General features: G+C 57.4%; 10 protein-coding genes. 7 read left to right on the top strand and 3 right to left on the bottom strand.

Features of this window, described 5'->3' with window-relative positions:
* Window positions 1–11: 11 nt before the first annotated feature.
* Genes GOW40_RS20225 through GOW40_RS20215 form a run of 3 tightly spaced genes read right to left on the bottom strand, consistent with a single transcriptional unit; the run spans window position 12 to window position 4887 of the window.
* A complete protein-coding gene (locus tag GOW40_RS20225) occupies window positions 12–1283 on the bottom strand; it encodes an aspartate aminotransferase family protein (protein ID WP_171133653.1) in 1272 nt (423 codons plus the stop codon).
* A 3-nt stretch (window positions 1284–1286) separates the two neighbouring features.
* Window positions 1287–2390 (bottom strand): mandelate racemase/muconate lactonizing enzyme family protein, encoded by a 1104-nt coding sequence (locus GOW40_RS20220; RefSeq protein ID WP_171133654.1) that lies wholly within the window; start codon window positions 2388–2390, stop codon window positions 1287–1289.
* Window positions 2391–2430: 40 nt separating this feature from the next.
* Window positions 2431–4887: an FAD-dependent oxidoreductase gene (locus GOW40_RS20215; RefSeq protein ID WP_171231137.1), complete on the bottom strand. Its 2457-nt coding sequence runs from the start codon at window positions 4885–4887 to the stop codon at window positions 2431–2433.
* A 68-nt stretch (window positions 4888–4955) separates the two neighbouring features.
* Here GOW40_RS20215 and GOW40_RS20210 point away from each other — a divergent pair, with 68 nt between their 5' ends.
* The 7 genes from GOW40_RS20210 (at window position 4956) to GOW40_RS20180 (ending at window position 13883) form a co-directional block, all read left to right on the top strand.
* Window positions 4956–5843 carry a MurR/RpiR family transcriptional regulator gene (locus GOW40_RS20210; RefSeq protein ID WP_171103467.1) on the top strand — a complete coding sequence of 296 codons (888 nt, stop codon included), beginning with the start codon at window positions 4956–4958 and terminating at the stop codon, window positions 5841–5843.
* On the top strand, window positions 5840–6931 hold the full coding sequence (locus GOW40_RS20205; protein ID WP_171133656.1) for an aromatic ring-hydroxylating dioxygenase subunit alpha: 1092 nt from the start codon (window positions 5840–5842) through the stop codon (window positions 6929–6931). Before GOW40_RS20210 ends, GOW40_RS20205 begins: the two co-directional genes overlap by 4 nt.
* 40 nt (window positions 6932–6971) lie before the next feature.
* Window positions 6972–7358 carry a carboxymuconolactone decarboxylase family protein gene (locus GOW40_RS20200; protein WP_171133657.1) on the top strand — a complete coding sequence of 129 codons (387 nt, stop codon included), beginning with the start codon at window positions 6972–6974 and terminating at the stop codon, window positions 7356–7358.
* Between the two features lie 219 nt (window positions 7359–7577).
* Complete coding sequence (locus tag GOW40_RS20195; protein WP_171133658.1) at window positions 7578–8657, top strand: PLP-dependent cysteine synthase family protein; 1080 nt, start codon at window positions 7578–7580, stop codon at window positions 8655–8657.
* Between the two features lie 77 nt (window positions 8658–8734).
* Entirely contained in the window at window positions 8735–9520 is a 786-nt protein-coding gene (gene phnX, locus GOW40_RS20190; protein WP_171133659.1) for a phosphonoacetaldehyde hydrolase, read from the top strand.
* Between the two features lie 197 nt (window positions 9521–9717).
* Complete coding sequence (locus tag GOW40_RS20185) at window positions 9718–12831, top strand: AAA family ATPase (RefSeq protein ID WP_171133660.1); 3114 nt, start codon at window positions 9718–9720, stop codon at window positions 12829–12831.
* A gap of 104 nt (window positions 12832–12935) precedes the next feature.
* Window positions 12936–13883 (top strand): hypothetical protein, encoded by a 948-nt coding sequence (locus GOW40_RS20180; protein ID WP_171133661.1) that lies wholly within the window; start codon window positions 12936–12938, stop codon window positions 13881–13883.
* Window positions 13884–13904 lie beyond the last annotated feature (21 nt).

Genomic DNA, 13904 nt, shown 5'->3' with positions numbered 1-13904 from the left:
AAGATGCAGCCTCAGCGAATTCTGGCAACGGCCTGTTCGACCGCATGGCGGGTTTGGTCCAGATCGTCGCGCGTTATCGCCAATGAGGGGTAAAGTTTGCCCGGAGATTTGAAGATGCCGCTGGCCCGCAAGCTGTCATTATAGGTTTTGTTGCGCGCCGGGTCATCATGTCTGGCCTCTCGATAATCCCGGCAGGGCGATGTGGTGAAATAGACATCAAACAGGGCCGCGTCACCGACAATGCGGTGCGGGATATCGCCCTGGGTCAGCGCTTGGCTCTGCATGTCTTGCAGTGCCGTGCCGATTTCACGCAGCCTGTCGTATTGTCCCGGGCGCTTAAGGATCTCCAGCGTTTTCAGACCGGCTGCGGCTGCAACCGGATTGCCTGAAAGCGTGCCCAGCTGCATCAGCCAGCGGTCATCGCCCACAATGGATTTGTCAAAATGCTTCATGATCTCGGCGCTGGCACCAAGGGCCGCCAAGGGGAACCCGCCGCCGATGACTTTGCCCAGGGTGCAAATGTCGGGCGTGACACCGTAACGTTCCTGCGCGCCGCCATAAGCAAGTCGAAATCCGGTGACGATTTCGTCGAAGATCAGCAGGACACCATGTTTGTCACAAAGCGCGCGCAGACCCTGAAGATAGCCAGGCTCGGGCGGGATGATCCGTTGCAGGGGTTCGGCAATGATTGCAGCAATGTCCTTATGCTCTGACAAAAGCGCGGCCACGGCCTCCAGATCGTTATAGGGCGCGACCAGAACCTCTTGGGCTACCGCGTCCGGGATGCCTGCGCTGTCGGGCACAGGTTGCGGAAAATTCACGCGTTTGGATGGCGCAAGGCTCATCTGCGCTTCGGCACTCATACCATGGTAACCGCCTTCAAACTTCAGCACTTTCGAGCGCCCGGTATAAGCCCGCGCCAGGCGGATCGCGTACATGTCCGCCTCGCCTCCGGTGGCTACGAACCGAACCTGTTCGCAACAGGGCACGGCGTCGATGATGGTTTCGGCCAGTTCGATGCCTTTGGCGTTGTTGGCAAAAAACGTCATGCCCTTGGGCAGTTGTTCCAGAACAGCTTCCATAACCTCGGGGTGGCCGTGACCCAGCAGCATGGGCCCGGATCCGATCAGATAGTCGATATATTCATTGCCATCCTCATCCCAGACGCGGCTGCCGTCGCCGCGCGCAATGACGATGCCGGGGTCGAAATTGCCGAACCCGCCAGCGGGCAGCACGGCCCGAGCGCGGGTGATCCATTCAGCTTGGGTGGTCAGTTTCTGCATGTCTCAGTCCAACTCCAATATCGGGGTCCCCAGAAGATCAAGATCGGGCGTTACGCCCAAGCCGGGACCTTCGGGTGGTGCGATGCGACCGTTCTTGCGTATAGGCGCGTCGGGGCAGAGGCGCGGTGCCACATAGGCCGACAGATCACACGTGTTCAGCAGCGATTTTTGCGGGGTTGAGGCCGCGAAATGCAATGAGGCGGCGGTTACGATATCCGACCCCCATGTACATTCGGCGCAAATCTCGGCCCCCAGATGCACCGTCAGATCACGGGCGCGCCGCATCGCGGAAAGGCCGCCGAATTTGGACAGTTTCAGGGCCACCGCGTCCAGACACCCCAATTCGTGCGCCCGCAGCAAGCTTGCCAGATCAAAAGCGTTTTCGTCGATCTTCATGGGTAAACCCGTGGCCTGACGCACGGCGGCACAGTCCTCCAGCGTCTGGCAAGGTTGTTCCAGCATGATATCCAGATGCGCCACCGCACGTCCTGTGCGCGTTGCCTGCAAACGCGTGGCACCGCAGTTCCAATCACCATAGACCAAAGGCCCGGGGCCAACGGTTTCGCGAACTTTGGCTAACCGCTCGGCATCTGCTTGCCAGTCATCATCCGCACCCAGTTTGACTTGAAACTGCCTGATCCCGCTTTGAAAAGCCACGCGCGCGATCTGCGCCATCTGATCCGGTGCGGTACATGTGATCGAATGGTAAAGCGGCATGTCTGCGCACCTTCGCCCGCCCAAAAGGGTATAGACAGGCAAGTTAATGGCTTTGCCGAACAGGTCCCACAAGGCGATGTCGATGATTGACTTGGCATAAGAATGACCGGGTAAAAATGCTTTCAATTCCGCCATCTTGGCCTCGATGCCCATTGGCGTTGCCCCCAGTAACAAGGGGGCCAACTCGGTCACCGCGATTGGAACGCCCTTGGCATAGGCGGGCAGATAGTGCGGGATGGGACAGACCTCGCCCCATCCTTTCAGGCCTGTGTCCGTCTCAAGGCAAAGGACGTGAGTTTCAACGGTCGCGCAGGTTTTGCCATCAGCCATGTAATAGGTTTCATGGCTTTTCAAATCGATGGACCACAGTGACAAGCGGATGATCTTCATCGGCTCGCCCTTTGGAGAGGCTTCGAAGCGTTCCACTTACTCATTGTGCCGTCTCAAGCGCGCTGTCAGTGCGCGGCAACAGGCTGCCTGGATCATAAGCGGGCTCACCCAGCACCCGTGCGGCCCGTGGCATTCCGTGAATAACGACGCTCAGCTCGGTGCCCGGTGAGGCGGCCTCGGGTTTGACATAGGCAAAGGCCAGGATCTTGCCGACCGTATGCCCGTAGGCGACAGAAGCGGTCGAGCCGACAACGCGCCCGTCCAGCATCACCGCCTCGCCGCCGTGCCCGTCAATCTCGCCATCCGGTTCGATCTCAAGATAGGCGCAGATCCACGGCAGATCGGTGTTGAGGGTCTTGTCCTTGCCCAAATAGTCCTTGTCGGTGCGCGCAAAGCGCAGCACATCAGCCTCGGCCAGCGTGACCTCATTGGTCAGTTCCCCAGCGCCTTTGAAACCTTTCTCCATTCGCATCACGTTCATGGCAAAGCTGCCATAGTCGGCGATGCCATGCGGCCCACCCGCCGCCCAGAGCGCGGTGTAGACATCCAGACAAGCGGCGTTGGGCATGTGCAGCTCCCAACCCAGCTCACCGGCATAGGACATGCGGAAGGCCCAAACCTTGTGGCCCGCGATGGTGATCTCTTGCGCCGAAAGCCAGCGGAACCCGGCATTGGTCAGATCAGCATCGGTGCAACGCGCCAGCACGTCGCGCGACCGGGGGCCGTTCAGTGACAGGGCCGACCAGTCGGCAGAGAGCGCGGTGATCTGCACAACCTCGTCGTAGCGCTGTTGGGTGAGGTGATCCAGCAGGCGCTGTTCAAAGAACGCGGCACAGACCAGATAGAACCGGTCTTCGGCCATGCGCACGATCGTGGTCTCCAACTCGATCCGGCCCCGGCGGTTCAGCATGTGGGTCAGGGTGATCGAGCCCAGTTTTTGCGGCATCCGGTTTGCGGTCAGCCGGTCCAGCAGAGCATAGGCGTCCGGCCCCGAAACCTCGACCTTGGTAAAGGCGGTGACATCCATGATACCCACACGCTCGCGCACCGCCTTGACCTCGACCGCGACCATGTCATCGGTTTGCGTTCGGCGGAAGGAATAGTGATCGCGCTGTTCCACCCCGTCGCGGGCAAACCAGCGAGGGCGTTCAAAGCCAAAAACCTCCTCATGCACGGCGCCTTTGGATTTCAGCAGATCGTGCAGGGGTGAAGGTTTCACCGGGCGTCCGGCCAGTCGGTTGAAATGCGGGAAGGGGATTTCGTGGCGCAAGCAGTAATCTTCCTCGGCCTTGATCACCTGCCAGTCCTTGGTGGCATAGCTGCCGAACCGGCGCGGGTCGAATTCTCGCATCGAGATATCGGCGGCCCCATGCACCATCCAGCGCGCCAGTTCGCGGGTCAGGCCCGGCCCCCAGCCGATGCCGATCTGCGTACCGCAGCAACACCAATAGTTCCGAACGCCCGGTGCGGGCCCGATCAGCGGGTTGCCGTCCGGCGGGTGCGAGATCGCCCCGTGCACATCGCGCTGTATTCCAAGCTCGGCAAAAATCGGCATCCGGTTGAGGCTTTCCTCAAGCCACGGCATCACCCGGTCGTAATCGGCATCAAATAGCCAATTCTCATATTCCCACGGACAGCGATCATGCCAGACCGAATTCGGGTTCTCTTTCTCATAGATCCCGATCAGCCCGCGCTGCTGCTCCATACGGATATAGCCCGAGACCTTGCGGTCGTCGCGGATCACCGGCAGTTCGGTATCCAGGTTCTGAAATTCGGGCACAGGCTCGGTCACGAAATAATGGTGTGTCATCGAAGTCATCGGCAGTTGCAGCCCCGACCATTCGCCCATTTGGCGAGCATAGGTCCCGCCCGCGTTCACCACATGCTCGCAGGTAATGGTGCCCATCTCAGTCTCAACCACCCATTCGCCGGTCTTGGCCTGCGTGATGTTGGTGGCGCGACAGTTGCGGAAGATACGCACGCCCTTTTGCCGCGCGCCCGCCGCCATCGCCATGGTCACGTTGGTTGGGTCCACATGGCCGTCATCGGGCGTATGCAGCGCACCTAAAACACCGTCGAGATTGTAGAACGGGTGCAGTTCAGCCACCCTCTCAGGCCCGACCAGTTCGATGTTGAAGCCCAGCGACCGGCCTACCGACAGGGTGTGGCGCAGCCAGTCCATCTCATCCTCGGTATAGGCCAGACGGAAAGAGCCGCACCCATGCCATGTCACCGGTTGACCGGTTTCCGCCTCTAAAGCACCGGAATAAAGGCCGATGTTATAGTCCACGCATTTGCCCAGCCCAGAGCTTGAGGTCGAATGGGTGATCTGCCCCGCCGCATGCCAGGTACTGCCGCTGGTCAGTTCTGCCTTTTCCAGCAGGATGGTGTCATCGCCCCAGCCTTCATGGGCCAGATGATAGGCCAAGCCGACCCCCATGACACCACCGCCTACGATCACAACGCGGGCATGAGTGGGCAGTTTCTTCTCGGACATGACATTTCCTCTTCCCGAGTCGCTTTTCTGCTCGACAGGCTAATTCCACATTTGTACCATCGTCAATCATGAATGACACAAATGTATCAATGACCGTCTTGACGCGCCTGACACAAGAGTGGGAGGCGCTGACCCCAGAAGCACAAAAAGCCGCGCGCTATGTGTTGGAGAACCCCACGGATGTAGGGGTCTCAACCGTGCGAGAGATTGCCGAGGCCGCCAAGGTCAAGCCCAACACGTTTGTACGTATGGCCCGGCAGGTGGGTTTTGACGGCTATGAGGATTTTCGCGCACCCTTCCGCGATGCGATACGCAAGGGCAGCGTGTCCTTTCCGGATCGTGCCCGTTGGCTGCAGGATATCGGCAAGTCGGGTGAGCTGGGCGGGCTTTATGCCGATATGGTGGGCGCGGCGATCCGCAATATCGAAGACACGTTTGCAGGGATTGATGCTGCTGCGCTGAAGGCTGCGGCCGAAGCAATATGGAATAGCCGCCAGATCTTTACGCTGGGAGTTGGCGTCAACAATTCGAACGCGCGCAATTTCACCTATCTGGCCTCTACCGGGATGAAGCAGTTCCATGCGATTCCGCGGCCTGGGTCCACACCGGTTGACGATCTGGCTTGGGCGGACGACCAGGATGTGTTGATCGCCATCACCTGCCACCCGTACCGGACCGAAGTGATCGAGGCCGTAAAGCTGGCGCGCGACCAGGGCATGACGGTTATCGGGATTTCCGACAGCCCGGCCAGCCCGGTGATCCTGAATGCGCAGCACGGGTTTGTGGTGGCCGTAGATACGCCGCAATTCTTCCCGTCATCAGTGTCCACACTCGCCGTTTTGGAAACTCTTCTGTCCTTCGTTATCGCCGTTGCCAGCGATGAAATTGTCGAACGGGTTGAAAGGTTTCACCGTCGTCGCCACCAGCTTGGCCTTTACGTGGAGGAGCCCGAATGAATGCCCCCCTGATCCATTCGCTCGACGCGCGTTATTACACCGATCCCGAGCTGTTTGCGAAAGAAATGCAGGGCCTGTTGGCGCGAACCTGGCAGTTCGCAGGCCATGTCGCGCAGGTGCGCGCGCCGGGCGATTATTTCGCGTTTGAAATTGCCGGGCAGAACCTCTTTTGCATCAAAGGGCGTGATGGCGAAATCCGCACGTTCTATAACGTGTGCCAACACCGCGCGCATGAAATGGTAAGCGGAGCAGGCAATACGCGCGTAGTGGTGTGCCCCTATCATTCCTGGACTTACGAGTTGACAGGCCAATTGCGTGCGGGGCCAAATATCAAATCGGTTCCGGGCTTTGATCGCAGCGCGATCTGTTTGACCCCGGTGCGCACCGAATTGTTTAACGGCTTCATCTTTGTCAACTTGGATGACGACGCGGTCCCGATGGATGAGTGGTTTCCCGGCGTGCGCGAAGAACTGCGCGCCTTTGTTCCGAATATCGACGCGCTTGAACCGCTGGAATGGGTCGAAATACCTGAGAACTGCAACTGGAAGGTCAGTATCGAGAACTACTCGGAATGCTATCACTGCCCGACCAATCACCCGACCTTCGCCGAAGGCGTGGTCAAGCCCGAGACCTATGACATTCAGCCTGACGCGGGCGGAGGCTATGTGCTGCGTCACACCACCGAATGTCAAAGCCTTGAGAATATGACATATCCGATTGACCTTTCGGTGCCGCATGCTGGTGATTATCAGTCGTGGTTCCTGTGGCCCATGTTTTCGTTCCAATGCTATCCGGGCAATGTGCTCAACACCTATCACTGGCGCGCACACGATGCCGATCACAGCACCGTCTGGCGCGGCTGGTATACCGAAGGTGGATCTGAAAGCGCCGTGATCCGACAATTGGCTGTGCAAGACCGTGAAACCACGGTCGAGGAAGATATCCACCTCGTCGAAAGCGTCCATAGGGGGCTGAAATCGCGCGGCTATCGCCCGGGACCACTGGTTCTGGATCCCAATTGCGGGGTATTGTCTGAGCATTCCATCGCGCGGCTTCAACAATGGATGCGCGACGCGGTGGACGAGTGAGCGCATACCAAACATTCAGTTATTCGAGCGGAGAGACAGCATGGCCGACATATTTGATGAAGACCTTTTTCTGAAAGGTCTGGAGCAGCGAAAAAGCACGCTGGGCGCGGAATATGTCGAGCGCAACCTCGAAGCTGCAGACGCGTTTACGCGCCCTTTTCAAGAGGCGATGACAGCTTGGTGCTGGGGCTTTGGCTGGGGCGACGATGTCATCGACGCCAAGACCCGGTCCATGATGAACCTGGCCATGATCGGTGCGCTGGGAAAGATGACGGAATGGGAAATTCATTGCAGGGGCGCCTTGCGCAACGGTGTCAGCTCGGATGAAATCCGCGCCATCATCCATGTCGTCGGCATCTATTGCGGCGTGCCTCAGGCCCTAGAGTGTTTTCGCGTCGCCAAAAAGGTGCTGTCAGAGGCGACCTGACCCCGTTGATCCGCCCCGAGGGATCGTTTCGCAGAATCCAGAATGTCTGTTACTGTGTCAAAGTGATCCTAAGGCTTGGGTGGGTTCTGCCTTTATTTCATCGCGTTAAGTTGGGCCTTGTTTAACGGCCTGGCACGCATTTTCGCGGATGCCATGAATGTGCTGTGCCCTTATCGCGCTGACAAAAGACACAGAAAACATAAAGGGTGAGGGACAAAAATGGCCGATCAGAAACTGCGCACAACCGATGGAAACGGACGCGTCTATGACAGCGTGCTGGACACGATCGGCAACACTCCGGCCATTCGGGTCAACAATCTGGGCCCTGAAGGGGTCGACATTTATGTGAAATTCGAAGCGTTCAATCCGGCAGGGTCGGTCAAGGACCGCTTGGCTGTGAACATCATCGAAGCGGCAGAACGTAGTGGAGCGTTGAAGCCCGGACAAACGGTTGTCGAAGCCACCAGTGGCAATACGGGGATTGGGCTGGCCATGGTCTGTGCGCAAAAAGGCTATCCGCTTGTGGTCACCATGGCTGACAGTTTCTCGGTCGAACGCCGCCGCCTGATGCGGATGCTGGGGGCCAAGGTGGTGCTGACTCCGCGTGCCGAGAAAGGTTTTGGCATGTATCGCAAAGCAGCAGAGCTGGCTGAGGCCCACGGTTGGTTGCTGGCGCGCCAGTTCGAAACGCAGGCCAATGCCGACATTCATGAGGCAACCACCGCACGAGAAATCATGTCGGATTTCGCGGGGCGTACTCTGGATTACTTTGTGACCGGGTACGGCACCGGCGGTACTCTGACCGGTGTGGCCCGTGTGCTGCGGAAAGAACGCCCCGAGACACGGATCATTCTGTCAGAACCTGCCAACGCGCAGCTGATCGGCAGCGGTATCGCAACCGAGCGTGGACCTGACGATGATCCTTTGTCTGGCCACCCAGCGTTCGAACCTCATCCGATCCAGGGCTGGACACCCGATTTTATCCCAGCAGTTTTGCAGGAGAGCATCGACAATAAATACTATGACGAATTGATCCCTGTGCCCGGACCAACAGGAGTGGAGTGGGCCCGAAAACTTGCCAGTCAGGAAGGCATCCTGACTGGAATATCCGGCGGATCAACATTCGCCATCGCAGTGGGCATCGCTGAAAAGGCCGCGCCTGGTAGCACCATTCTGTGTATGCTGCCTGATACGGGCGAGCGCTATCTGAGCACGCCTCTTTTTGAGGGTATTGCCGAAGAGATGACCGAGGAAGAGATTGAGATCTCAAAGTCCACGCCAGGTTGCCAGATGCCCTGAAAGGTCATGAAACCGTTACAGTTTGTCAGTAGTGGCTGACATTCATCGGTAAGTTCTGACCCAAAGACGGAAGAAAAATGAGCAAGTTCAAAGCGGTTGTGTTCGACTGGGCTGGGACCGTCGTCGATTTTGGTTCATTTGCGCCGATGGGGGTTTTTGTCAAAGCTTTTGCTGAATTTGGGATCACGGCGACAATCGAACAGGCCCGTGGCCCGATGGGGGCTGCCAAGTGGGACCACATCCAAACCATGATGGCGATGGATGATATTGCTGCCCAGTGGGAGGCAAAATTCGGTAACCCTCCCGGCGATGCGGATGTCGACAAGGTCTATGAAGTCTTTGTGCCCATGAACGAGAAGGTTGCCGCAGATTATGCAGATTTGGTGCCTGGTGCCAAAGAGGCCATCGACGCGTTGCGCGAAATGGGACTCAAGATCGGGTCGACCACCGGCTATACTAGATCGATCATGGAGAATGTGCTGCCGGTGGCCGCGCAGCAGGGCTATGTGCCCGACAATTTGGTCTGTTCTGACGATTTGCCCGAAGGGCGTCCAGGGCCATTAGGTATGTATAAATGCATGGTCGACCTGGTCGCTTATCCACCAGCAGCACTTATCAAGGTTGACGATACGGCCCCCGGTATCAAGGAAGGTATCGCCGCCGGATGTCTGACCGTTGGTGTGGCCATGTCAGGCAACGCGGTGGGAAAGACACCGGATGAGCTGGCCACGCTGGGCGAGGCTGAGGTTGGCGCGTTGCGCCAACATGCGACGAAGATCCTGAAAGACGCAGGCGCGGACTATGTGGTCGACACGGTGGCAGACTTGCCTGAACTGCTGCGCCAGTTGGACAGTGCAGCCTGATCTTGGCGTAAGCTTAACTTGGCAACACGCCACCAAATGGCTATCATTCTGGAAATTGAAGCGATCCGAGAATTCGGAGCCAGGTAATTTTTCTACCTACGGCCCGGTACCGGTCACACAAGGAATACCAGTTTATTGTGCCGTCCTAACGGCTTTTGAAATATTTGTTTTTAATTGGTACCAGGGACTGCGGCACGATGGACGTCAAAACCTGGTTGGAAAGCAACGCGTTGGGAAAATACGTAGATGCTTTTCTGGCCAACGCGATTGATCTGGATATCGTCGCATCGCTGAGCGAGGCGGATTTGGTTGAGCTTGGCCTGTCGCTGGGTGACCGCAAGCGTGCGATGCGCGCGATTCAAGAGCTTCCAAAATATGGTGCTGTCGCGGAATGGCCCGATCTGCAACAGACCGGGCACCTGGCGCATCATGCGATCCCAGAGAGGCGGCATCTGTCCGTCATTTTTGTGGATCTGATTGGATCAACGCAACTGTCCAATCAGATGAACCTTGAGGATTATCGCGGTACGCTACATCGCTATCAGAACCTGTGTCTGGATGTCATCCGCGCGCATAACGGACATGTGGCGCAGTTTCTCGGCGACGGAGTTGTAGGATATTTCGGCTACCCTCGAGTCGAAGAAAACGATGCCGAACGCGCGGTCACCGCCGGGTTAGAGCTCTGCGAAGCAATGGGCAAATTGCGGCGAACAGACGGGCGCCCATTGGCGGTTCGGGTGGGCATCTCTTCGGGTGAGGCGGTCGTCGACGAGCATTCGACCTTTGGCGGTCTGGTGTTTGGCAATGTTCCTAACCTGGCAGCGCGCATACAAGCCCATGCCGACCCAAGCTCGGTGGCTATCAGCGACCGGACCAAGGATCTGATCGGCAAAAACTTTGTCTGCGACTGGAAGGGCAAACATGCGCTCAAGGGGTTTGATGACCCGGTTGGCGTTTGGCAACTGGTGCGGGCAGAGAAATCGACCTTGCGCTTTAGAAACAGGCCGCGTGCGCGCGAAGATACATTTGTCGACCGCGAAGATGAGCGCCGGGTGCTGGAAGATTGCTGGCGCCTGACACGGGGTGGCAAAGGGCAAACCGTGATGATCTCGGGCCAGGCGGGGATTGGGAAATCCTGTCTGATCGAAGTGGTCAGTCAGTCCATAGCATCGGGTGGGCGGATGCAGCTGGATTTTCAATGTGCCCCCAATCATGAGGCCAGCGCCTATTTCCCGATCAAGACCTGCATCGAAACTCTGGCGGGCATCCGCATTTCAGACGACAACGCACAAAAGCTTAAGAAACTTGAAAAGCTTCTGGATGACAACGACGGCAAGACCGACAGCACACTCGCACTTTTTGCCAGCCTGATCTCTGTGTCGCTGCCGGGGCAGCAAGAGGCACCCGATCTTGCCTCTAGCCAGTCAAGCGACCAGATACAGGCCGCCTTGGTCAAGATTGTCGGCTCAATGGCTGCGCGCCAACCGGTTTTGATGCTGTTTGAAGATCTGCAGTGGGTCGACCCGTCGACAGAGCAGTTGATTGACCTGCTATCAAAGCAATTGCGTTCGGTCCCGGTAATGATCGTCTGCACCTACCGGCCGGGCTATCACCCTCCTTGGGCGGGGCGCGACGGCGTTAACACAATCGAACTGCGGCGGTTGGGGCAGGGGGATGTGCTTGAGATGCTCAACAACCTGCTCAAGACCATTCCTGTCTCGCCGGATGTGAAACAAAGGATCGCCACCCGCACGGGTGGTGTTCCGTTGTTCACCGAAGAAATGGCCCGGATGGTTGAGGATCGTTTTTCCGACACCGATCCCAAACGTTCCGAGGATGAGGCGCTTTTCCTACCGTCCACATTGAAAGAACTCTTCTGGTCGATGATCGACAGGCTGAATGAGGCGCGCGCGCTGGTGCCGATCTGCGCCGCCATCGGTCAGAACATCCGACCTGCCATGGTCAAGATGGTCAGTGAAAGCACGGATGCGGAAACGCAATCTGCGCTGAACGAGCTCGTCGAGGCTCAGATCCTTGTTCCGCGTGGCGACGATGCGGACCGGCTTTATGCGTTCCGGCACGGGCTTATTCAGGAAGCCGCGTACGAGCTGATGCTGCCCAGCCGAGCACGCGCTGTACACAAACGCATCGCCGCCGTGATGCGTGAAGACTTCAAGACCCTGTCCGATCAACATCCCGAACTGTTGGCCTATCACTTCTCACGCGCCGAGATGTTTTCCCAAGCGCGCGATGCCTGGTGTCAAGCGGCCGCAGTGGCGGCAAGCCGGTCGGCCAACGAAGAAACGATCCGGCATCTGAGATCGGCACTGAGCGAAAACGAAAAGACCGAAGCATCAGCGACGCGTGACCGTGAAGAGATCGCTGTTCGAAAAATGCTGAACCTTGCGCTGAGCAAGCGGGCCTTCGGCTCGGCCGAAGTGATGGAAAATTTTCGGCGCTATCGTGACCTTCTGGAGCGCACAAGCGGAGATGGCGCGGATACGTTTCTGGCCGTTCACGTGCAGTTTGGCGCGCAATTGATGCAGAGCGACGCGCCGGGAGCCTTGGTGCTGTGCGACTATCTTCAGGAAATTGCTGACCGCGCCGGGGATCCGACAATGCAGGCTCTGACGGCGCATAACCTCGGCATGAGCAACTTTATGTTGGGCCGCCTGGACGCGGCGATTTCTGCTTTCGATCAGGCCCTATACTTGCGCAAGCAAACTTCGCGGGCAGATGTGCTGACCTATCACGAGTCGGATATCCAACTTGTTGATGCGGTCATGCGGTGTTGGGCTCATGCGCTGAAGCCGGACAATCAAGCCACGGCGCAGCAGTTGATTTCCGAAGCGCAGGAATTGGTGCGAGCCGATCAACACGACTTCACCCGCTGCTATGCGCTGAACGTCCTGGCAACGGCCTACCAAAACCTTGGGGATGTTCCGCGCCTGCGTCGTCTTGTTGATGAGGCGATGGAGATCAGTGGCAAGCGCGAGTTCCGTTATTGGTACGCTTGGGGTGAAATTCTGCTGGGGTGGGCCCATACAACCCAAGGCGAATATGAACGCGGGATCGAAGAACTACGAAAAGGCATACAAGATTACCAGGCGACGGGCTCGACGCAGATCTTGCTTTATGCCCGCACATTGCTCGCCGATGCCTATCTTGAGGCCGCTCGATACGAGGAAGGTCTGGAAGAAATTCAGAGGATCCGTGAGGACGAAAAACGCCTGACTGTTCGCTATCAGATGCCACTGACAGACCGTGTGGAAAATACGCTGAGATTGACCCTGGGTGCGACCGTGTTGTGACGATGAATGTTGCGCTTTTCGCGTTATGTTTGAAATTTTTGGAAAAAATCGTTAATATGAATATGCATTAAAGCTTCTTAAAACCTTAGTTTCAGGAGAGAATAATGTTCACCAGCAAGACATTCAGAAGATTTTGCCTCGGGGCATTGACGTCTGTTGCGGTCCCGCTTGCGGCCATCGCCAGCGAGATTGAGTCCCAAGATGGTGAGGTCAAGATCGAGGGGGAACGCGGCGATTATTCTGGTGGACAGTACCAGTTTCGGTTCCATTATCACCCCGAAGCAGACAGCCGCGCGTTGTTGGAGGAGGGTTTGCCGTTTGACACCTCGGGCGGTGCGGTCGAAATCAATTCGGTCGACCTGTTCCAAAAGTACCGGGGTGAGGAATTGATTGAGGCCCCCGAGTTTCAGGCCCTGCAGCGCCAATCCGCAAGGGGTGGCGTAGCTGCGGCGTTCTCGGACATGGTTTTGTTTGAACTTGCGGTTTTACAGAAGAATTGCGTCGCGAATGGCGAGCCGATCGCAAATTCGGCGATCACGCCTGTCTATAGCAACATCCGATTGCACACCAACCCGATCCGCGGCAATGCGGTATTCAATGTGTTTTCCTACAAAGAGATCACCTGCACGGAAAACGGCAATCTCCTGACCATACCTTTGAAGCGGCGTTGGGTAATCTCGGCCTTGCGCGGCCTGGAGCAGCGCGACATTACCAAGACCATTACCTTCGTCGACGCAAGCGGCAATACGGTCCAGACCGATATGACTTATATGATGTCGGCGGGAGGCAAGGATTTGCGGTTAATGGCCTATTATTCGAACCTGACGCTCAGCGGGGACCGCTACCAGCAAGATATGAAGCTGGTTTCAGCTTTTGATGAGTTTGGCAATGTCGACCCGCGTAACAAATACTATCGCCCGCACGAAGACAGCTGTCTGGACATCGTGTTCAAGAACAAGCCAACCAATGACCATAAGATCTGGTCCAGCCCGACCTCGATGCTGTTCTGCGCGCGTGGCTGTATTCCAGGTGATGTCAGCGCAACCAAATAAAGCGAGCATTTCCGTGACCCC

This window comes from Ruegeria sp. HKCCA6707 (assembly GCF_013033515.1).
Taxonomy (GTDB): Bacteria; Pseudomonadota; Alphaproteobacteria; order Rhodobacterales; family Rhodobacteraceae; genus Ruegeria.
This window is presented reverse-complemented; position numbering and strand designations above follow the sequence as displayed.

What these genes read in the sequence shown, in the direction of transcription:
- GOW40_RS20185 (WP_171133660.1), top strand. Translation starts at nt 9,718, where the DNA reads ATGGACGTCAAAACCTGGTTGGAAAGCAACGCGTTGGGAAAATACGTA.
- phnX (WP_171133659.1), top strand. Translation starts at nt 8,735, where the DNA reads ATGAGCAAGTTCAAAGCGGTTGTGTTCGACTGGGCTGGGACCGTCGTC.
- GOW40_RS20195 (WP_171133658.1), top strand. Translation starts at nt 7,578, where the DNA reads ATGGCCGATCAGAAACTGCGCACAACCGATGGAAACGGACGCGTCTAT.
- GOW40_RS20220 (WP_171133654.1), bottom strand. Translation starts at nt 2,390, where the DNA reads ATGAAGATCATCCGCTTGTCACTGTGGTCCATCGATTTGAAAAGCCAT.
- GOW40_RS20200 (WP_171133657.1), top strand. Translation starts at nt 6,972, where the DNA reads ATGGCCGACATATTTGATGAAGACCTTTTTCTGAAAGGTCTGGAGCAG.
- GOW40_RS20225 (WP_171133653.1), bottom strand. Translation starts at nt 1,283, where the DNA reads ATGCAGAAACTGACCACCCAAGCTGAATGGATCACCCGCGCTCGGGCC.
- GOW40_RS20180 (WP_171133661.1), top strand. Translation starts at nt 12,936, where the DNA reads ATGTTCACCAGCAAGACATTCAGAAGATTTTGCCTCGGGGCATTGACG.
- GOW40_RS20215 (WP_171231137.1), bottom strand. Translation starts at nt 4,887, where the DNA reads ATGTCCGAGAAGAAACTGCCCACTCATGCCCGCGTTGTGATCGTAGGC.
- GOW40_RS20205 (WP_171133656.1), top strand. Translation starts at nt 5,840, where the DNA reads ATGAATGCCCCCCTGATCCATTCGCTCGACGCGCGTTATTACACCGAT.
- GOW40_RS20210 (WP_171103467.1), top strand. Translation starts at nt 4,956, where the DNA reads ATGAATGACACAAATGTATCAATGACCGTCTTGACGCGCCTGACACAA.